This window comes from Proteus hauseri, assembly GCF_004116975.1.
Lineage (GTDB): Bacteria > Pseudomonadota > Gammaproteobacteria > Enterobacterales > Enterobacteriaceae > Proteus > Proteus hauseri.
Genome location: NZ_CP026364.1, coordinates 1,724,468 through 1,744,405, shown reverse-complemented (window position 1 = coordinate 1,744,405; position 19,938 = coordinate 1,724,468). Strand labels below are relative to the sequence as shown.

The following is a 19,938-nucleotide window of genomic DNA, read 5'->3' as shown; positions in this document are numbered from 1 at the left end:
TTCACTATAGGGGATGAAAGCCATTGCTTAAATTGATATATTTACAAGATGATGTTGCAGAATATGCAACGTACTTTTTTTCATTAAAATAGGTGGCTGATAATGGATATTCGCGATCTCAAGCTGTTCTTGCATCTCGCTGAAAGCTGTCATTTTACAAAGACCGCACAAGCGATGCATGTCAGCCCTTCTACGCTCTCTCGGCAAATTCAGCGCTTAGAAGAGGGTCTTGGTCATCCACTTTTTTTACGTGATAATCGGCAAGTTACTCTCACCACAGCAGGTGAACAACTTAAGCGCTATGCACAACAAACATTATTACAATATAAACAACTGAAGCACACGCTAAACCAAAATGGTCCAACACTTTCAGGCGAGCTCCGATTATTTTGTTCTGTCACCGCGGCTTATAGCCATTTACCATCGATTCTTGACCGTTTTCGTGCTGAAAATCCTCTGGTTGAGATAAAACTAACCACAGGAGATGCCGCTGATGCCGTTGATAAAGTACTGTCTGATGAGGCTGACCTCGGTATTGCGGGTAAACCAGAAAAACTACCAGAGAATATCTGCTTTGAAAAAATAGGTGAGATCCCTTTGGTTCTTATTGCCCCCGCCTTACCTTGCAATGTGCAACATCTTGCTACACAGAAACATCCAGATTGGCTGAATATTCCCTTTATCATTCCAGAGCATGGCCCTTCTCGACAACGTATTGCCTTATGGTTTAAACGCCACCGGATTCATAATCCTTCAATTTATGCGACTGTTTCAGGACATGAAGCCATAGTTTCAATGGTCGCATTAGGTTGTGGCATTGCGCTTATTCCGCAAGTAGTGGTTGATAATTGTCCTGAACCTGTCCGCAATCGCATCTCATTGCTAGATAATATTTCGCTAGTAGAACCGTTTGAATTAGGCGTTTGTGGGTTAAACAAACGCCTTCAAGAGCCTGTAATCAACGCGTTTTGGCGATTACTCCACCGCTAAATTTGTTGTTTGAGGAGATAGAAATAACTGAAAAGAGGGATTTCCTGTCTCGTCATGATATTCATAGCCTAACGCATCTAAATGTCGTTCAAAGCGTCCTTCTGTTTCTGGTAATTCAAACGCTACCAGCACTCGACCATAATCAGTGCCATGACTACGATAATGAAATAGCGAAATATTCCAGTAAGTTCCTAATGTTTTTAGAAACTTCATTAAGGCACCCGGTGATTCTGGAAATTCAAAGCTAAAGAGGCGTTCTTTTAATGGCTTATTTGGACGACCACCAACCATATAGCGCACATGCAATTTAGCCATTTCATCATCTGAAAGATCAGTTACTTGATAACCCGCAGCAGTTAATTCACGTAAAATATCTTTACGCTCTTGTGATCCTTGGCTTAAACGTACACCGACAAAAATACGCGCATTATCCGCATCTGCATCGCTATAACGATAATTGAACTCAGTCACCACTCGCTGACCTAAAATTTGACAGAAACGTAAAAAACTACCTTTTTGCTCAGGGATCGTCACTGCAAATAGTGCTTCTCGCTTCTCACCTAATTCACATCGTTCTGAAACATAACGTAAACCATGAAAATTAACATTAGCGCCAGAAAGCACATGTGCTAAGCGTTCACCTTTAATTTGATGCTCTTCAACGTATTTTTTAAGCCCCGCTAACGCTAACGCCCCAGAAGGCTCTGCAATTGCACGAACATCTTCAAATAAGTCTTTCACTGCCGCACAAATTGCATCACTATCGACAGTGATAACATCATCGACATATTTTTGACATAAACGGAATGTTTCATCACCGATACGTTTAACTGCAACACCTTCGGCAAATAGCCCAACTTTAGGTAACTCAACAGGATGTCCCGCTTCTAACGCTGCTTTTAAACATGCAGCCTCTTCTGCTTCAACGCCAATCACTTTTATCTCAGGCATTAATTGTTTAATTAATACAGCGACACCCGCAATTAAACCACCACCACCAACAGGGACAAAAATTCGGTCTAAGTGAACATCTTGCTGCAAAAGCTCCATAGCTAATGTCGCTTGCCCCGCAATGACAGCGGGATGATCAAAAGGCGGCACGAAGGTGTAACCCATCTCTTGCGATAGCGCAATAGCTTTGGCTTTGGCCTCATCAAAGTTAGCGCCATAAAGCAGAGCCTCACCGCCAAACTGACGTACTGCATCAACCTTGATATCGGCCGTTGTCACTGGCATAACAATTAACGCTTTTACACCCATTTTATTGGCTGATAATGCAACACCTTGTGCATGGTTTCCGGCTGATGCTGTTACTACACCTTTCACTTTCTGCTCTGGTGTTAAGCCTGCGATCATCGCGTAAGCACCGCGTAATTTAAAACTGTGTACGGGTTGTCTATCTTCGCGTTTAACTAAAATGGTATTTTCTAAGCGCTCAGAAATTTTAACCATTTCTTGTAATGGTGTGACAACCGCAACTTCATAAACAGGCGCACTTAACGCCGCTTTTAAATACTCAGCACTACTGGGTGCCGAGTTTAAAGGTCTAAAGGCAGCCATTCTTAGCCCCCAAGTTTCGATTTATCACGTACCGCACCTTTGTCTGCACTTGTTGCCAAAGAGGCGTAAGCACGTAAAGCAAAGGATACTTGGCGTTCTCTATTTTTTGGCGTCCATGCTTTATCACCACGTGCATTTTGTGCATCTCGGCGAGCAGCTAAGGTTTTATCATCAACTTTTAGCGTAATTTCGCGAGTAGGAATATTGATAGCAACTATATCGCCATCTTCAACTAAACCGATAATCCCGCCATTAGCCGCTTCTGGTGAAACATGACCAATAGATAATCCTGAAGTACCACCAGAAAAACGTCCATCAGTTATTAATGCACAAGCTTTGCCTAATCCCATCGATTTTAAATAAGAAGTTGGGTACAACATTTCTTGCATACCCGGACCACCTTTAGGCCCCTCATAACGAATAATAACAACATCACCAGCGACCACTTTGCTGCTTAATATGGCTTCAACTGCATCATCTTGGCTTTCAAAAACTTTAGCTGGGCCATTAAAAACTAAGTTATCTTCATCAACACCCGCCGTTTTAACGATACAACCATCTTGCGCTAAATTGCCAGCAAGCACGGCAAGTCCACCATCTTGGCTATAAGCGTGCTCTTTACTACGAATACAACCATTTTCACGATCCGTATCTAATGTTGGCCAACGACAATTTTGAGAAAATGCTTTAGTGGTACGAATACCCGCAGGCCCTGCTTGGAACATAGATTTAACTTGTTCATCTTGCGTTAACATTACGTCGTATTGAGCTAACGTTTCTGGCAAAGTTAGCCCTAAAATATTATTAACATTGCGATTAAGTAAGTTTGCTCTGTCTAGTTCACCCAAAATACCCATAACACCACCAGCACGGTGAACATCTTCCATATGATATTTTTGGGTACTTGGTGCAACTTTACATAAATGTGGAACTTGGCGAGAAAGTCTGTCGATATCTTCCATCGTGAAATCAACATCACCTTCTTGGGCTGCCGCTAACAAATGCAATACAGTATTAGTCGAGCCACCCATCGCAATATCTAAAATCATCGCATTTTCAAACGCTTCTTTTTTCGCAATATTACGAGGTAATGCTGATTCATCGTCTTGCTCATAATAACGCTTGGTTAATTCAACAATGCGTTTACCCGCATTGATAAACAGCGTTTCACGATCAGCATGAGTAGCAAGTAATGAGCCATTTCCCGGTTGAGATAATCCCAATGCTTCGGTTAAACAGTTCATCGAGTTTGCCGTAAACATTCCCGAACATGAGCCGCAAGTCGGGCAAGCAGAACGCTCGATCTGTTCGCTATCAGCATCACTCACATTAGGATTTGCGCCTTGGATCATCGCATCAACTAAATCGAGTTTGATGATTTGGTCTGAAAGCTTAGTTTTACCTGCTTCCATTGGCCCACCAGAAACAAAAATAACGGGAATATTTAAGCGTAACGATGCCATCAACATGCCTGGAGTGATTTTATCGCAGTTAGAGATACACACCATGGCATCAGCACAGTGTGCATTCACCATATATTCTACTGAGTCAGCAATTAGCTCACGAGATGGCAGAGAATAAAGCATTCCGCCATGTCCCATTGCAATTCCATCATCAACGGCAATAGTATTAAACTCTTTAGCAACACCACCTGCAGCCTCAATTTGCTCTGCAACCAATTTTCCTAAATCCCGTAGATGCACATGACCCGGTACAAATTGAGTAAATGAGTTCACAACAGCGATAATGGGTTTTCCAAAATCAGCATCAGTCATTCCTGTTGCGCGCCATAAAGCACGTGCTCCAGCCATATTGCGACCATGAGTCGTTGTCGCTGAACGGTATTTAGGCATTTTTAACACTCCTGCGATAATGAAAGTGAGTAGCGAACAAACCACCCGCTAAACAAATTTATTTGATTTATGATTATTGATTAACAGGATCTAACCAGCCGTATTTATCTTCTGTTTCGCCTGTAAATAGACCGAAAAACGCTTTTTGGATAGCTTTAGTAACGGGTCCACAGCGACCAATACCGACTTGGATACCATCAACACTACGAACTGGCGTAATTTCAGCTGCCGTACCTGACATAAAGACTTCATCAGCAAGATAAAGTGACTCACGAGAAAGTACTTGCTCGCGGATTTCAAAGCCTAAATCTTTTGCTAATTTAATAATTGCATCACGGGTGATCCCCGGTAGTGCAGACGATGTAAAGGGGGGTGTAAAAATAATGCCATCTTTTACTTCAAACAGATTCTCACCGGCACCTTCAGAAAGATAACCATGAACATCTAAGGCAATACCTTCTTGGTAACCATGACGGCGCGCTTCACTACCGACTAATAACGAAGAAAGATAGTTACCCCCAGCTTTAGCTGCGGTAGGGATCGTATTTGGTGCTGCGCGATGCCAAGACGAAACCATCGCATCGATACCCTTATCTAGCGCCTCTTCACCTAAATAAGCACCCCAAGGAAATGCCGCAATAATGATATCTGTTTTATAACCGTCTGGCGGATTAACACCCATACCCACATCACCAATAAAAACTAATGGGCGAATATAAGCGCTGACTAAATTATTTTTGCGTAAAGTTTCACGGCAGGCTTCCATTAATTCATCGACACTTTGTGCAACAGGCATACGATAAATTTTGGCAGAATCATGTAAACGCTGCATATGCTCACGATGACGAAAAACAACCGGCCCTTTATGTGAGTTATAGCAACGAACACCTTCAAAAACAGAAGTTCCATAATGCAATGCATGAGACATTACATGAACCTTGGCATCAGCCCATGGAACCATTTCACCGTTAAACCAAATATAATCAGCTTGCTTTGTCATTCTTCTATCCTTACATGGCACCAAGTGCACTCATGAATTGTAATTTTTCTTTTTGTTGATGTTGTTGTAACACCTGAATTCCTGCAACATCAGCTAACTTAGTTAACTGGCTACATAAAAGGTCTAAAGGTCGTTGGCTACTCACAGTCAGAGCAAGATTGATATTATTACTCTCCGTGATATTCATATTCATTGAGCATATATGAAAACCACGATGACGGATAACTCTCAGGATACGTTCTAAGATCTCTGGACAAAAACGGGCTTCAATTGTGATATTGTGTTGGTTCATTTTGATTTCTCCATCATCTCATCATTACTTGCGCCCGGCGGAACTAAAGGCCAGACATTCTCTGCATCATCGATAGATACCTGTAATAAATAAGCGCCATCACTCTCTAATAAGTTTTTGATTGCACCTACAACCTGTGATTTTTCTGTAATGCGTTGTCCCGGAATATCAAATGCTTTTGCTAAAGCAACAAAATCAGGATTGTCAGTTAAAATCGTCTCGCTATAACGCTGTTCAAAAAACAACTCTTGCCATTGACGCACCATGCCAAGACGTTGGTTATCTAATAACACTAATTTGATTGGTAATTGCTTACGTTTGATTGTGCCCAACTCCTGCACATTCATCATAAAAGAGCCATCGCCAGAGACACAGATAACACAAGCATCTGGTCTTGCGATTTGCGCGCCAACAGCAGCAGGAATGCCAAATCCCATCGTGCCAAGCCCGCTAGAGGTAATAAAATTTTCAGGTGCATCAAAGATCATATGTTGCGCTGACCACATTTGGTGTTGACCTACATCGGTCGTTACAACCGTATTTTCAGGTTTAGCATCCGAAAGTTGTTTTAATAACAATGGCGCATAAATTGCAGAGCCAGGATGATCATAACGCCAAGCATGTTCAGTTTTTAAATGCTGAACTTCTTCTCTCCAAGGCGCGATATCTAATGTCTGTGATAAAACAGGTAATAAAACCTTAACATCACCTAACAAAGCAACATGTGCCTGTTTGAGTTTATTCAGTTCCGCATGATCAATATCGATATGAATAACTTTGGCATTAGGCGCAAACGTATTTAATCGCCCCGTAACACGATCATCAAAACGAGCACCAACAGCAATCAATAAATCACTGCGCTGAACTGCATAGTTAGCCGCTTTGGTACCATGCATACCTAACATACCTAAATAGTTAGCATCTAACGCATCAGCACAACCTAAACCTTTCAACGTTGAAACAACAGGGATCTGCGTTTGTGTAACAAAGGCTCTTAAAGCATTAACAGCACTTCCCATCGCCACACCACCACCCACATACAAAATAGGTTTTTGTGCCTGCGCCAACATTTGCAAAGCTTGCGCTAACTCTTGTGTTGGATAAGGAAATTCCTGCTCTTGAGGTAATTCATAACTGGATAAATGTGAAGCATCAGCTAATTGCACATCTTTAGGGATATCAACCAATACAGGGCCAGGCCTTCCTTGTGATGCAATAGAAAAAGCTTCGGATAAAATTCTTGGTAACTCATCAACGGTAGAGACTAAAAAACTATGTTTTGTACAAGCCAACGAAAGCCCTAACACATCGATTTCTTGAAATGCATCTGTACCGATTAAGTTTGAAGCGACCTGACCTGTGATAGCGACAACAGGAACAGAATCTAATAATGCATCTGCCAGTCCAGTAATCACATTTGTGGCACCTGGTCCTGAGGTTGCAATACAAACTCCTGTTGTACCTGTAGAACGAGCAAAGCCAATAGCAGCAATGGCAGCACCTTGTTCGTGGCGACATAAAACATGTTCAACACCGCCATCATAAAGTGCGTCATAAACAGGCATGATTGCGCCGCCGGGATAACCAAATACGGTTTCAACCTGATGCTTTCGCAATGCCTGTACTAACCACTGTGCTCCATTCATTTTATCACCCGTCTATTTAACTCATTGTTTAATATTGATTTATTCTATTTTTGCTTTATTTCTCAAACTTAGGCTCAAAAAAAACCCCCGCGCCTTTCGGTGCGGGGGTTTTAAGCGATCCGGCTAATTACTTAGCCATTCTTCGTCCTAGTGCAGCCCCGCACGGTGGGATAATAATCACCACCACGCTGACAATAATTAGGCTAATCACTAGGACGATATTATTCATAGTTTTATGACTTCTTTTTTATTTAAAATGTATGTTTGTAATGTTGTATTGTGTTTTATTTCACTCTGTCCTTTTAGAGTTACCATGATATTTTAACCTTGACAACGATTATTTTAAAAATAAACGCAACACATTGTAATTTATAGTTATTTTTTATCACCCCAACTACAACAGAACAATAAACCAAGAAATAAATAATAAAAAGAATTATATACTAGCTAATAACTATTTATTTAACTTTTTAAGCTACGATTGAGATATATTTATTTTAAAAGATGAAAAATATATAAATATAATTAAACACCTATTAATAATATTAAAAATATTATTAATTTATTTATATTTTTCATGCAATTAGGATATTTACGAGCCTGCTCTCATTTATTTAAATAACCATTTAACAAAAAAATTAAAATAAATTAAAAAGAATAAAAATAATGGAGAATAATAAATGGCATTAGCAGTAATATATACACGAGCTTCGTTAGGAATATCTGCGCCACTTGTTACTATTGAGGCTCATATAAGCCAAGGACTCCCTGGGTTAACTTTAGTGGGGTTACCTGAAACTGTGGTAAAAGAAGCAAAAGATAGAGTAAGAAGTGCATTAATTAATAGCGGATATATCTACCCAGCAAAAAGAATAACAATTAATCTTTCTCCGGCTGATTTACCAAAAGAAGGCGCACGTTATGATTTACCGATAGCCCTTGCAATTTTAATTGCTTCTGAACAATTAAAATCAGATAAATTAAATGGTTATGAGTTTATTGGTGAGCTTGCCTTATCAGGAAAATTACAAAGAGTTAATGCTGTTATTCCCTCCATTATTAGTGCATCTCAAGATAAACGTACATGTATTGTTTCAATAGAACATGGCACTGAAGTTTCATTATTGCCAAATAAATCTGTTTTATTAGCTTCTCATATTTTAGATATTTGCCATTACTTAGAAAATAACACACCATTAATTGAAGCTGAGCAACTTAATATTAATCACGCAATTGAAAACCAAAATAATAAAGATATGAGTGATATTATTGGTCAAAATAATGCAAAAAGGGCTGCAGAAATCACAGCAGCAGGAAATCACAACATTTTATTTCTTGGGCCACCCGGAACAGGGAAGACAATGTTAGCAAAAAGGGTTGGTACACTATTACCCCCTCTAACCCATCAAGAAGCACTAGATGTTTTAATCATCAGTAGTTTAAGAGGCGTAATATTTACAGAAGGGCAGTGGCCATCAAGGCCGTTTAGAGCGCCTCATCACACATCATCAGCAATAGCTTTAACGGGGGGAGGTTCAATTCCTAAACCTGGAGAAATAACGCTAGCACATCATGGTATTTTATTTTTAGATGAGTTACCTGAGTTTGAGCGCCGAGTATTAGATGCATTACGCGAGCCTCTTGATGCGAGAAAAATTGTTATTTCACGGGCAAAAGCCAAAATAAGTTATCCTGCCAATGTACTACTTATTGGAGCACTAAATCCTAGCCCAACAGGACATTATCAAGGCACACACAATCGAGCACCAGTAAGACAAGTATTGCGTTATTTAAGCAGAATATCAGGTCCCTTTTTGGATAGATTTGATCTCTCGGTAGAAATGCCATTATTACCTCAGGGTGCTCTTATCAATCCCTCGCATTCAAATGAAAGCAGTGAAGAGATAAGACAGCGAGTATTAAAAGCAAGAGAACGACAATTAAAGCGGTGCGGAAAAATTAATACTTATCTGACAGGAAAAGAAATTGAACAGCATTGTGTGTTAAATACGGCTGACGCAACCTTTTTAGAAAACACTCTGAATAAGCTTGGGTTATCTATACGTGCATGGCATAAAATCCTTCGAGTATCGAGAACAATTGCCGATTTACAAAACGAAGAAAATATACAACGAAATCATTTAATTGAAGCGCTAAGCTTTCGTGCAATGGATAGATTAATGATACATCTTCAAAAACAGTTTGGTGAATAAACAAAAAGGAGCGAAAAACGCTCCTTTTAACTAAAACTAATGATATTAATCATCAGAGTCGGTATAGTCATCAGATGGATCGAGCTGTGGCTTTCCACCCGACAATGTATGAAAACGCTTTGGACGACTTATACGACTGGTATATTTTTTCCAAATTTTTTCTTCAATAGTTGCTGCTTCTCGTTCGCCACGACACATGGCAACAAATAATTTTTCCGTTTCGGTTGTAGGCTCTCGTTTGCCCAAATCAAGCTCATTAAATGCTTGACCATGACGTTCCAATATCTGAGCTTCCTTGATAGTGAAATCGCCATGACGAGAAAAACCACGCGGATAATGTTTATTGTCAAAAAAACGATTAGTCGTGATAAAACTTTCTGCCATCTGACACACTCCTAATTCTCTATCGTCATACTTATGGCGCGGAGTATTAGGTAGTCATGCAGTTCTGTAAAACAAAATATTTAAATCGTAACGACAAATTTTTTTGGAGATAGATGTGGATACCGAATTACTGAAAACCTTTTTGGAAGTCAGTAAGACAAGACACTTTGGCCGAGCCGCCGAATCTCTTTATTTAACGCAGTCTGCGGTGAGTTTTAGAATACGACAATTAGAGACACAATTAGGTACAAACTTATTCACTCGCCATCGCAATAATATTCGCTTAACCGTGGCCGGTGAAAGGCTCATACCTTATGCTGAATCGTTGATGAATACTTGGTTGCTTGCTAAAAAAGAGATTAGTCATGCATCTCAACATTCTGAGCTTTCAATTGGCGCAACAGCATCGCTCTGGGAGGCTTATTTAACCTCTTGGCTACAAGAATCTTATCTAGATAAAAAAGAGCTCAGAATCGAATCTAGAGTCTCTACGAGACAATCTCTTGTAAAACAACTTCATGCCAGAGAGCTTGATCTTCTTTTCACGACAGAAGCCCCTAAAATGGATGAGTTGGAAAGTAAGATTATCGGTAATATTGCATTTCAACTGATGAAAATATCATCAGATAATACTGACAAAACAGCCCAATTTATCAAAATAGAATGGAGTGCTGATTTTTATCCATCATTACAAAATGATATAGATAAAAAAACTGATCCTATTTTAACTACTAATTCAGCAGTAATTGCCTATCAGTTAATGAAAACAACACATGCAGTTGCTTTCTTGCCTGTACATTGGCTTGATCTTTACTCTGATTTATCTGCAGCTTCAGCTGATATTATTCAAAAACCCCTCTTTGCCGTCTGGTTAAATACCAGCGATCAGCAAGCATTAATACAACAATTACTAAAACAACCAGTCACTCATCAATAATATTAAGCTTCAATTTATTGTATTTACATAAAATAAAAATTGAAGCTTATTATTTTATTGTCTATTTTCAACAAAAGCAGCATTAATTTTGCATCTCATATTAAGTTATTATTTTGGAGTTCTAGATTTTTCTGAGGAATAGGCTTGATTTGAATGGAATAATTGAAGGGAAATCTTATTGTTAATAAGAATATATTTGGATTTTAAATAACAAAAAGCCCAGTTAATTAACTGGGCTACAAATATAGTATAAATTTCGTTATTACTTAATTGGTAACTGGCAGGGGCGGAGAGACTCGAACTCCCAACACCCGGTTTTGGAGACCGGTGCTCTACCAATTGAACTACGCCCCTAAATAGTTGGCGGAACGGACGGGACTCGAACCCGCGACCCCCTGCGTGACAGGCAGGTATTCTAACCAACTGAACTACCGCTCCGCGTATTCTTTTTGCTTTAACATCTTAAGATATTAAGGCGATATTTAATGCCTGGCAGTTCCCTACTCTCACATGGGGAGACCCCACACTACCATCGGCGCTACAACGTTTCACTTCTGAGTTCGGCATGGGATCAGGTGGGACCGCTGCGCTATGGCCGCCAAGCAAATTCTGTTATTACCCGTTACGCCAATCTCTCCACGTAACCAGTAATTCAATCTTAAAACAAGCTTACTTTATTGATGTTAGTCTCTTCTCTCAGACAAAACACCTTCGGTGTTGTCAGGTTAAGCCTCACGGTTCATTAGTACTGGTTAGCTCAACGTATCGCTACGCTTACACACCCAGCCTATCAACGTCTTAGTCTTAAACGTTCCTTTAGGTCACTCAAGGTGACAGGGAAGACTCATCTCGAGGCAAGTTTCCCGCTTAGATGCTTTCAGCGGTTATCTCTTCCGCACTTAGCTACCGGGCAATGCCATTGGCATGACAACCCGAACACCAGTGGTGCGTTCACTCCGGTCCTCTCGTACTAGGAGCAACCCCTCTCAATCTTCCAACGCCCACGGCAGATAGGGACCGAACTGTCTCACGACGTTCTAAACCCAGCTCGCGTACCACTTTAAATGGCGAACAGCCATACCCTTGGGACCTACTTCAGCCCCAGGATGTGATGAGCCGACATCGAGGTGCCAAACACCGCCGTCGATATGAACTCTTGGGCGGTATCAGCCTGTTATCCCCGGAGTACCTTTTATCCGTTGAGCGATGGCCCTTCCATTCAGAACCACCGGATCACTAAGACCTACTTTCGTACCTGCTCGAGCCGTCACTCTCACAGTCAAGCTGGCTTATGCCTTTGCACTAACCGCATGATGTCCGACCATGCTTAGCCAACCTTCGTGCTCCTCCGTTACTCTTTAGGAGGAGACCGCCCCAGTCAAACTACCCACCAGACACGGTCCCCGATCCAGATTATGGACCTAGGTTAGAACATCAAACGTTAAAGGGTGGTATTTCAAGGTTGACTCCATGCAGACTGGCGTCCACACTTCAAAGTCTCCCACCTATCCTACACATCAAGGCTCAATGTTCAGTGTCAAGCTATAGTAAAGGTTCACGGGGTCTTTCCGTCTTGCCGCGGGTACACTGCATCTTCACAGCGAGTTCAATTTCACTGAGTCTCGGGTGGAGACAGCCTGGCCATCATTACGCCATTCGTGCAGGTCGGAACTTACCCGACAAGGAATTTCGCTACCTTAGGACCGTTATAGTTACGGCCGCCGTTTACTGGGGCTTCGATCAAGAGCTTCTCCCTAAGGATAACCCCATCAATTAACCTTCCAGCACCGGGCAGGCGTCACACCGTATACGTCCACTTTCGTGTTTGCACAGTGCTGTGTTTTTAATAAACAGTTGCAGCCAGCTGGTATCTTCGACTGGCTTGGGCTCCGTCCGCAAGGGACTTCACTTACCGCCAGCGTGCCTTCTCCCGAAGTTACGGCACCATTTTGCCTAGTTCCTTCACCCGAGTTCTCTCAAGCGCCTGAGTATTCTCTACCTGACCACCTGTGTCGGTTTGGGGTACGATTGTTGGTAACCTGAAGCTTAGAGGCTTTTCCTGGAAGCAGGGCATCAATTGCTTCACCACCTTAGTGGTTCGTCATCACACCTCAGCATTAAGTGACCGGATTTGCCTAATCACTCTGCCTACATGCTTGAACCGGGACGACCGTCGCCCGGACAACCTAGCCTTCTCCGTTCCCCCATCGCAGTTACCACCAGTACGGGAATATTAACCCGTTTCCCATCGACTACGCTTTTCAGCCTCGCCTTAGGGGTCGACTCACCCTGCCCCGATTAACGTTGGACAGGAACCCTTGGTCTTCCGGCGTGCGGGTTTTTCACCCGCATTATCGTTACTTATGTCAGCATTCGCACTTCTGATACCTCCAGCATGCCTCACAGCACACCTTCGCAGGCTTACAGAACGCTCCCCTACCCAACAACACCTAAGTGTCGCTGCCGCAGCTTCGGTGCATGGTTTAGCCCCGTTACATCTTCCGCGCGGGCCGACTCGACCAGTGAGCTATTACGCTTTCTTTAAATGATGGCTGCTTCTAAGCCAACATCCTGGCTGTCTGAGCCTTCCCACTTCGTTTCCCACTTAACCATGACTTTGGGACCTTAGCTGGCGGTCTGGGTTGTTTCCCTCTTCACGACGGACGTTAGCACCCGCCGTGTGTCTCCCGTGATAACATTCTTCGGTATTCGCAGTTTGCATCGAGTTGGTAAGTCGGGATGACCCCCTAGTCGAAACAGTGCTCTACCCCCGAAGATGAATTCACGAGGCGCTACCTAAATAGCTTTCGGGGAGAACCAGCTATCTCCCGGTTTGATTGGCCTTTCACCCCCATCCACAAGTCATCCGCTAATTTTTCAACATTAGTCGGTTCGGTCCTCCAGTTAGTGTTACCCAACCTTCAACCTGCCCATGGATAGATCACCGGGTTTCGGGTCTATACCCTGCAACTCATTCGCCCAGTTAAGACTCGGTTTCCCTACGGCTCCCCTATACGGTTAACCTTGCTACAGAATATAAGTCGCTGACCCATTATACAAAAGGTACGCAGTCACCCCATAAAAGAGGCTCCTACTGCTTGTACGTACACGGTTTCAGGTTCTTTTTCACTCCCCTCGCCGGGGTTCTTTTCGCCTTTCCCTCACGGTACTGGTTCACTATCGGTCAATCAGGAGTATTTAGCCTTGGAGGATGGTCCCCCCATATTCAGACAGGATAACACGTGTCCCGCCCTACTCGTCGAGTTCACAATAACAGCATCTTCAGATACGGGGCTATCACCCTTTACTGCCGGACTTTCCAGACCGTTCTCCTGATGCTGCTATTGATTAAGACTCTGGGCTGTTCCCCGTTCGCTCGCCGCTACTAGGGGAATCTCGGTTGATTTCTTTTCCTCGGGGTACTGAGATGTTTCAGTTCTCCCGGTTCGCTTCATTACGCTATGTATTCACGTAATGATAATATCCATTGGATATTGGGTTTCCCCATTCGGAAATCGTCGGTTATAACGGTTCATATCACCTTACCGACGCTTATCGCAGATTAGCACGTCCTTCATCGCCTCTGATTGCCTAGGCATCCACCGTGTACGCTTATTCGCTTAACCTCACAACCCGAAGGTGTTTCTCTCGAAGACGACTTTAAAGGTCATGGCTACACAAGTATCAATTCATTGTTGGGCAGTGCTCGTAATGCTCACATACTTATGTATGCTGCGCTTACTGCGCGCTGTCCGCCTAGAATTGCTATTGCTCGCTCATGACACTCGCCTTGGAGTATCACAAATTCAAGGTCTGAGATTTTGAGAGACTCATCAATATACCTCGGTGATATATTGATTTGTTTTCAATTTTTCAGCTTGTTCCAGATTGTTAAAGAGCATAAATAGTTAAAATAACTTACTTAAATTATTTTAACTATTTTCTGATTTTCATCAGACATAGTGTGGTACGCCTTTCACTCATACCGCGCATTGGCGTCCCCTAGGGGATTCGAACCCCTGTTACCGCCGTGAAAGGGCGGTGTCCTAGGCCTCTAGACGAAGGGGACTCTTGTCAGCTTCGCAGACGCGCTTTTGCTCGTTCTTCATCAGACAATCTGTGTGAGCACTACACATAACACGTATCTCTTAGGTAAGGAGGTGATCCAACCGCAGGTTCCCCTACGGTTACCTTGTTACGACTTCACCCCAGTCATGAATCACAAAGTGGTAAGCGCCCTCCCGAAGGTTAAGCTACCTACTTCTTTTGCAACCCACTCCCATGGTGTGACGGGCGGTGTGTACAAGGCCCGGGAACGTATTCACCGTAGCATTCTGATCTACGATTACTAGCGATTCCGACTTCATGGAGTCGAGTTGCAGACTCCAATCCGGACTACGACAGACTTTATGAGTTCCGCTTGCTCTCGCGAGGTCGCTTCTCTTTGTATCTGCCATTGTAGCACGTGTGTAGCCCTACTCGTAAGGGCCATGATGACTTGACGTCATCCCCACCTTCCTCCGGTTTATCACCGGCAGTCTCCTTTGAGTTCCCGCCATTACGCGCTGGCAACAAAGGATAAGGGTTGCGCTCGTTGCGGGACTTAACCCAACATTTCACAACACGAGCTGACGACAGCCATGCAGCACCTGTCTCAGAGTTCCCGAAGGCACTCCTCTATCTCTAAAGGATTCTCTGGATGTCAAGAGTAGGTAAGGTTCTTCGCGTTGCATCGAATTAAACCACATGCTCCACCGCTTGTGCGGGCCCCCGTCAATTCATTTGAGTTTTAACCTTGCGGCCGTACTCCCCAGGCGGTCGATTTAACGCGTTAGCTCCGGAAGCCACGCCTCAAGGGCACAACCTCCAAATCGACATCGTTTACAGCGTGGACTACCAGGGTATCTAATCCTGTTTGCTCCCCACGCTTTCGCACCTGAGCGTCAGTCTTTGTCCAGGGGGCCGCCTTCGCCACCGGTATTCCTCCACATCTCTACGCATTTCACCGCTACACGTGGAATTCTACCCCCCTCTACAAGACTCTAGCCAACCAGTTTCAGATGCAATTCCCAAGTTAAGCTCGGGGCTTTCACATCTGACTTAATTGACCGCCTGCGTGCGCTTTACGCCCAGTAATTCCGATTAACGCTTGCACCCTCCGTATTACCGCGGCTGCTGGCACGGAGTTAGCCGGTGCTTCTTCTGCGGGTAACGTCAATTGCTAAGAGTATTAATCTTAACACCTTCCTCCCCGCTGAAAGTACTTTACAACCCTAAGGCCTTCTTCATACACGCGGCATGGCTGCATCAGGCTTGCGCCCATTGTGCAATATTCCCCACTGCTGCCTCCCGTAGGAGTCTGGGCCGTGTCTCAGTCCCAGTGTGGCTGATCATCCTCTCAGACCAGCTAGAGATCGTCGCCTAGGTGAGCCATTACCTCACCTACTAGCTAATCCCATATGGGTTCATCCGATAGCGCAAGGTCCGAAGAGCCCCTGCTTTGGTCCGTAGACGTCATGCGGTATTAGCTACCGTTTCCAGTAGTTATCCCCCTCTATCGGGCAGATCCCCATACATTACTCACCCGTCCGCCGCTCGTCAGCAAGAAAGCAAGCTTTCCTCTGTTACCGCTCGACTTGCATGTGTTAGGCCTGCCGCCAGCGTTCAATCTGAGCCATGATCAAACTCTTCAATTAAAAGTGTTTGATGCTCAAAGAAATCGAATACTTAGCTTCATTCATAAATGAATTTTACTTTTGTAAACACTCTTTAAGACTTATATACATCTAAATATTTTAGAAGATATCGTCTCTGTGAGTGCCCACACAGATTGTCTGATAATTTGTTAAAGAGCAGTTCAACATTCGCTGCCGTTTCCGGTCTTCTGCGTTGTTGCGAGGAGGCGTATATTACGTTATTCCTCTGAAGAGTCAAGAGTTTTTTCAAACTTTTTTCTTTTCTCTTCGCTGTCCCTCGCGGCTGTTGTTAGCTCATCGTGGGTCAGTGGATGCGCATTATAGGGACATCTGAGATTAGCGCAAGTGTTTATTGTGATTTTTTTTCTGTTCGTTTTCTTTTTAAACTTTACGTCTATTTTTGATACAAAAAGCACCCTAATAGATTAAAAATCATACTTTTATTAACCTTATTGTCCACCAGCGATATTCTATTACTACTAATTTCACTCTACTATTGAACAAAACTCGCAAAATTTGCAATCTGAAACAAGACCGCTCGCAAAAAAGATATGTCCGCTGCTATGCTTCCTTTCACTATGCATCTCTATATTAAGTTTGGAGTAACGAATGAAATATCCCACCATTAGAAGTTATTTGAATTTATCTCCCTCTATTAATGACAACGTTTTTATTGATGAAACTGCAACTGTTATTGGTGATGTTCGCTTAAGTAAAGATGTAAGCATATGGCCAATGGTTGTTATCCGTGGAGATGTAAACTATATCAGCATAGGGGTAAGATCGAATATTCAGGATGGTTCAGTACTCCATGTATCCCATGCTTCTACAGAAAATACTGAAGGATTTCCTCTTATTATTGGTAATGATGTCACTGTAGGTCATAAAGCTATGCTGCATGGATGCATTATTGGTAATCGTGTTCTGGTGGGCATGGGATCAATTTTATTAGATGGTGCAATAATTGAAGATGATGTGATGATTGGAGCAGGGAGCCTTGTACCACCGGGGAAACGACTAGAAAGTGGTTTTCTTTATTTAGGTAATCCTGTAAAAAAAATTCGCCCTTTATCGTTAGCAGAAATAGATGCTCTCATCTATTCTGCTAATAATTATGTAAAATGGAAAAATGACTACTTAGCTACAACTCATACATCCATTAATAAAGAATAAATAGGATGAAGGGCTGATAGCTCATTGTTAGTTATCAGCTCTTCAAACTCTTCTTCTATTTCCCAGCGATTTTTTTGAAATACAATTAGGGCATTTTCTTTATTACCAAAACGCTTAAACAACTCATCTTCTGTTACTTGGCAATCAAGTAACATTCCATTTATCATTACAGGAAATTGGATCTTTTTTTCCTCTGCTAACCACTCTTCACGATCTGGAAATTGAATAGATTGGTTCATTGATTTAACTTTTCTCTTAATACATTAAGAACAGGATCCATTTCAGGGACAAACTCATACCACAACTCAAATGCATAAGCAGCTTGTCCAACTAACATACCTAACCCATCAGATAAACGAGTACTACCATGCTTTAGTGCATGATATAAAAATGACGTTATCCCTGCTTGATAATAGAGATCATAACAAGCCGTCTCATAGCCATACACATCATTCGGCACTGGAGGCAACTCATTCATCATGCTCGATGATGATGCATTTATAATTAAATCATAATGTCTATCTGCAACATCTTGTGCGGGCATAGCTCTAATTAAACCAAATTGACTAAACTCTTGTGCCAATTGCTCAGCTTTTGCAAAAGTACGATTAGTAAGGGTGATATCACAATCATATTCTAATAATGGAAGTAAAATTCCTCTTGTTGCACCACCAGCACCAATCACAAGTACAGATAACACTTTACCCGGAACAATAAAATCAAGCCTGGCTAAATCAAGAATAAGTCCTTGACCATCAGTGTTATCTCCCAGCAATGAACCGTCTGGTAATTTTTTAATTGAATTAACAGCTCCACATCCTTTTGCTCTAGCTGTCAAGCTATCAACAAAGCGAAATGCATCTTCTTTAAAAGGTACGGTAACATTTGCTCCCAGTCCTCCTTGAGAAAAAAAATGACTAGCTGTTTTTTCAAATTCACCAAAAGGTACTAATAAGCGACCATAGTCATACTCTACACCCGTTTGTTTTGAAAAAAACTGGTGAATAAATGGTGACTGGCTATGCTCTATAGGATTTCCCAATACAGAATATTTTTCCATTACACAGTTACCCCTGTCTATATAACTCACCCGTCAGCGCGTCACGAATTTCAGATGGATTTAGTCTTCCACCAACAACACCATTTAGAATAGGGATACTATTTTGAAATTGGCCTTCCACTTCATCAACCGTACGACAAGGTGGTAAACCACTTAAATTAGCGCTTGTAGAAACTATAGGCTTACCATAAGCAAGGCATAACGCTTTAACTAAAGCGTGATCTGTCACTCTCACAGCTAATGATGAAAACTTTCCAGTTAGCCATTTAGGTGTAGATGCCTTTGCTGGAATAACCCAGGTGACAGGCCCAGGCCATGACGCAAACATCCTTTCACGTTGTGTCTGCGTTAACATACCATCATCTATATAAGGTTTTAATTGTTCATAGTTATCAGCAATTAAAATTAGTCCTTTTTCTATCGGCCTTTGTTTCAACGCTAATAGTGCCATTACCGCTTGTTCACTATCAGGATCACAACCTAAGCCAAACACAGCTTCTGTTGGGTAAGCAATAACTTGATTATTTTGTAATGCGCTTACGATAGTATTATTTACAGGTGATACTTCATTATTCATGTTCTTCTCTTTTTGTTTGTTGCTTTCCACATAATTTGCTAGCGCAAACTAATCTTACTCCTTGAGAAGACCTTTTTTCCATCAATAATGGATAATTGCAATGCTCACATTCCCCACAAATTGGTTTGTTATTTAGGATAAATTGACAATCGGGATATTGATTGCACGCATAAAAAACCTTACCAAATCGTGACTTACGTTGTAGCAACTTACCATTTTCACACTGAGGACAATGAATAACTGTTTCATCTGGTTTGTCTATTTGTTCTACATGCTCACACTCTGGATAACGACTACAACCAATAAACATGCCAAATTTACCTTGACGCAAAACTAAATCAGCACCACAGCACTCACAAGGCTGGCCTTCCAAAATTTTAATAATTTGGCTATCACTTTGAGGTTTTAATGTTTTGATATAGTGGCATTTAGGGTAAGCAGAACATCCTAGAAAAGGCCCATGCCCACCATTTTTTATAACGAGAGTATTACCACAATCAGGACACATTTCTTGTTCATTTTGCTGTGTAAACGGCATATTTTTTGCCATTGTTTTT

The 19,938-nt window shown here is 42.2% G+C and carries 15 protein-coding genes, 3 tRNA genes and 3 rRNA genes; 4 read left to right on the top strand and 17 right to left on the bottom strand.

The genetic code is table 11. The annotated features are described in order from the left end of the window. Positions 1-102 precede the first annotated feature (102 nt). Positions 103-990, top strand: coding sequence for an HTH-type transcriptional activator IlvY (gene ilvY, locus PH4a_RS07985; protein ID WP_129039032.1), 888 nt, complete (start codon positions 103-105; stop codon positions 988-990). Here ilvY and ilvA read toward each other — a convergent pair. The 6 genes from ilvA to ilvL form a co-directional block, all read right to left on the bottom strand. After that, positions 976-2,550 carry a threonine ammonia-lyase, biosynthetic gene (gene ilvA, locus PH4a_RS07980; RefSeq protein ID WP_129039030.1) on the bottom strand — a complete coding sequence of 525 codons (1,575 nt, stop codon included), beginning with the start codon at positions 2,548-2,550 and terminating at the stop codon, positions 976-978. The genes ilvY and ilvA overlap by 15 nt on opposite strands. A 2-nt stretch (positions 2,551-2,552) precedes the next feature. Continuing rightward, complete coding sequence (gene ilvD, locus PH4a_RS07975) at positions 2,553-4,403, bottom strand: dihydroxy-acid dehydratase (RefSeq protein ID WP_129039028.1); 1,851 nt, start codon at positions 4,401-4,403, stop codon at positions 2,553-2,555. 73 nt (positions 4,404-4,476) lie between these two features. Beyond that, positions 4,477-5,403: a branched-chain-amino-acid transaminase gene (ilvE, locus tag PH4a_RS07970; RefSeq protein ID WP_064718538.1), complete on the bottom strand. Its 927-nt coding sequence runs from the start codon at positions 5,401-5,403 to the stop codon at positions 4,477-4,479. 10 nt (positions 5,404-5,413) lie between these two features. Next, positions 5,414-5,695 carry an acetolactate synthase 2 small subunit gene (ilvM, locus tag PH4a_RS07965; protein ID WP_129039026.1) on the bottom strand — a complete coding sequence of 94 codons (282 nt, stop codon included), beginning with the start codon at positions 5,693-5,695 and terminating at the stop codon, positions 5,414-5,416. Continuing rightward, a complete protein-coding gene (ilvG, locus tag PH4a_RS07960) occupies positions 5,692-7,341 on the bottom strand; it encodes an acetolactate synthase 2 catalytic subunit (protein ID WP_129039024.1) in 1,650 nt (549 codons plus the stop codon). Before ilvG ends, ilvM begins: the two co-directional genes overlap by 4 nt. 127 nt (positions 7,342-7,468) lie before the next feature. Further along, on the bottom strand, positions 7,469-7,570 hold the full coding sequence (gene ilvL / locus PH4a_RS07955) for an ilv operon leader peptide (protein WP_074379329.1): 102 nt from the start codon (positions 7,568-7,570) through the stop codon (positions 7,469-7,471). A gap of 451 nt (positions 7,571-8,021) precedes the next feature. On the opposite strand from ilvL, the gene PH4a_RS07950 reads away from it, so the two are divergent. Next, positions 8,022-9,554: a YifB family Mg chelatase-like AAA ATPase gene (locus tag PH4a_RS07950; RefSeq protein WP_129039022.1), complete on the top strand. Its 1,533-nt coding sequence runs from the start codon at positions 8,022-8,024 to the stop codon at positions 9,552-9,554. Positions 9,555-9,599: 45 nt separating this feature from the next. Here PH4a_RS07950 and PH4a_RS07945 read toward each other — a convergent pair whose 3' ends face one another. After that, positions 9,600-9,938, bottom strand: coding sequence for a MaoP family protein (locus PH4a_RS07945; protein ID WP_064718534.1), 339 nt, complete (start codon positions 9,936-9,938; stop codon positions 9,600-9,602). 115 nt (positions 9,939-10,053) lie between these two features. Here PH4a_RS07945 and hdfR point away from each other — a divergent pair, with 115 nt between their 5' ends. Then, positions 10,054-10,875, top strand: coding sequence for an HTH-type transcriptional regulator HdfR (hdfR, locus tag PH4a_RS07940; protein WP_129039020.1), 822 nt, complete (start codon positions 10,054-10,056; stop codon positions 10,873-10,875). 278 nt (positions 10,876-11,153) lie between these two features. Here the strand turns inward: hdfR and PH4a_RS07935 are convergent. From PH4a_RS07935 to PH4a_RS07910, 6 genes are all read right to left on the bottom strand, one after another. Further along, positions 11,154-11,229, bottom strand: a tRNA-Trp gene (locus PH4a_RS07935). Positions 11,230-11,236: 7 nt separating this feature from the next. Then, positions 11,237-11,313, bottom strand: a tRNA-Asp gene (locus tag PH4a_RS07930). A gap of 49 nt (positions 11,314-11,362) precedes the next feature. Further along, positions 11,363-11,478 (bottom strand): 5S ribosomal RNA (gene rrf, locus PH4a_RS07925). 118 nt (positions 11,479-11,596) lie between these two features. Continuing rightward, positions 11,597-14,501 (bottom strand): 23S ribosomal RNA (locus PH4a_RS07920). A gap of 367 nt (positions 14,502-14,868) precedes the next feature. After that, positions 14,869-14,944, bottom strand: a tRNA-Glu gene (locus PH4a_RS07915). A gap of 84 nt (positions 14,945-15,028) precedes the next feature. Further along, positions 15,029-16,571: ribosomal RNA gene (locus PH4a_RS07910) — 16S ribosomal RNA — on the bottom strand. The 16S, 23S and 5S rRNA genes sit together here with 3 tRNA genes alongside, the layout of an rRNA operon. A 609-nt stretch (positions 16,572-17,180) precedes the next feature. Between PH4a_RS07910 and PH4a_RS07905 the strand changes: the two genes are divergently transcribed. Then, the gene (locus tag PH4a_RS07905; RefSeq protein WP_129039018.1) at positions 17,181-17,744 is read left to right on the top strand and encodes a gamma carbonic anhydrase family protein; all 564 of its coding nucleotides are present in this window, start codon (positions 17,181-17,183) and stop codon (positions 17,742-17,744) included. Here PH4a_RS07905 and PH4a_RS07900 read toward each other — a convergent pair. From PH4a_RS07900 to PH4a_RS07885, 4 genes are read right to left on the bottom strand one after another with little or no spacing between them, the layout of a single operon-like run. Further along, positions 17,720-17,983 carry a DUF1488 family protein gene (locus PH4a_RS07900; RefSeq protein WP_129039016.1) on the bottom strand — a complete coding sequence of 88 codons (264 nt, stop codon included), beginning with the start codon at positions 17,981-17,983 and terminating at the stop codon, positions 17,720-17,722. The two genes, PH4a_RS07905 and PH4a_RS07900, sit on opposite strands and share 25 nt — an antisense overlap. Next, positions 17,980-18,804 carry a shikimate dehydrogenase gene (gene aroE, locus PH4a_RS07895; RefSeq protein WP_129039014.1) on the bottom strand — a complete coding sequence of 275 codons (825 nt, stop codon included), beginning with the start codon at positions 18,802-18,804 and terminating at the stop codon, positions 17,980-17,982. Before aroE ends, PH4a_RS07900 begins: the two co-directional genes overlap by 4 nt. 7 nt (positions 18,805-18,811) lie before the next feature. Next, positions 18,812-19,381, bottom strand: coding sequence for an L-threonylcarbamoyladenylate synthase type 1 TsaC (tsaC, locus tag PH4a_RS07890; protein WP_129039011.1), 570 nt, complete (start codon positions 19,379-19,381; stop codon positions 18,812-18,814). Continuing rightward, on the bottom strand, positions 19,374-19,931 hold the full coding sequence (locus PH4a_RS07885) for a DNA topoisomerase family protein (protein WP_129039009.1): 558 nt from the start codon (positions 19,929-19,931) through the stop codon (positions 19,374-19,376). The genes tsaC and PH4a_RS07885 overlap by 8 nt, the downstream gene beginning before the upstream one ends. Positions 19,932-19,938 lie beyond the last annotated feature (7 nt).

What these genes read in the sequence shown, in the direction of transcription:
- PH4a_RS07950 (WP_129039022.1), top strand. Translation starts at nt 8,022, where the DNA reads ATGGCATTAGCAGTAATATATACACGAGCTTCGTTAGGAATATCTGCG.
- ilvY (WP_129039032.1), top strand. Translation starts at nt 103, where the DNA reads ATGGATATTCGCGATCTCAAGCTGTTCTTGCATCTCGCTGAAAGCTGT.
- PH4a_RS07900 (WP_129039016.1), bottom strand. Translation starts at nt 17,983, where the DNA reads ATGAACCAATCTATTCAATTTCCAGATCGTGAAGAGTGGTTAGCAGAG.
- ilvM (WP_129039026.1), bottom strand. Translation starts at nt 5,695, where the DNA reads ATGAACCAACACAATATCACAATTGAAGCCCGTTTTTGTCCAGAGATC.
- ilvD (WP_129039028.1), bottom strand. Translation starts at nt 4,403, where the DNA reads ATGCCTAAATACCGTTCAGCGACAACGACTCATGGTCGCAATATGGCT.
- ilvE (WP_064718538.1), bottom strand. Translation starts at nt 5,403, where the DNA reads ATGACAAAGCAAGCTGATTATATTTGGTTTAACGGTGAAATGGTTCCA.
- PH4a_RS07905 (WP_129039018.1), top strand. Translation starts at nt 17,181, where the DNA reads ATGAAATATCCCACCATTAGAAGTTATTTGAATTTATCTCCCTCTATT.
- PH4a_RS07945 (WP_064718534.1), bottom strand. Translation starts at nt 9,938, where the DNA reads ATGGCAGAAAGTTTTATCACGACTAATCGTTTTTTTGACAATAAACAT.
- PH4a_RS07885 (WP_129039009.1), bottom strand. Translation starts at nt 19,931, where the DNA reads ATGGCAAAAAATATGCCGTTTACACAGCAAAATGAACAAGAAATGTGT.
- aroE (WP_129039014.1), bottom strand. Translation starts at nt 18,804, where the DNA reads ATGGAAAAATATTCTGTATTGGGAAATCCTATAGAGCATAGCCAGTCA.
- ilvL (WP_074379329.1), bottom strand. Translation starts at nt 7,570, where the DNA reads ATGAATAATATCGTCCTAGTGATTAGCCTAATTATTGTCAGCGTGGTG.
- ilvG (WP_129039024.1), bottom strand. Translation starts at nt 7,341, where the DNA reads ATGAATGGAGCACAGTGGTTAGTACAGGCATTGCGAAAGCATCAGGTT.
- tsaC (WP_129039011.1), bottom strand. Translation starts at nt 19,381, where the DNA reads ATGAATAATGAAGTATCACCTGTAAATAATACTATCGTAAGCGCATTA.
- ilvA (WP_129039030.1), bottom strand. Translation starts at nt 2,550, where the DNA reads ATGGCTGCCTTTAGACCTTTAAACTCGGCACCCAGTAGTGCTGAGTAT.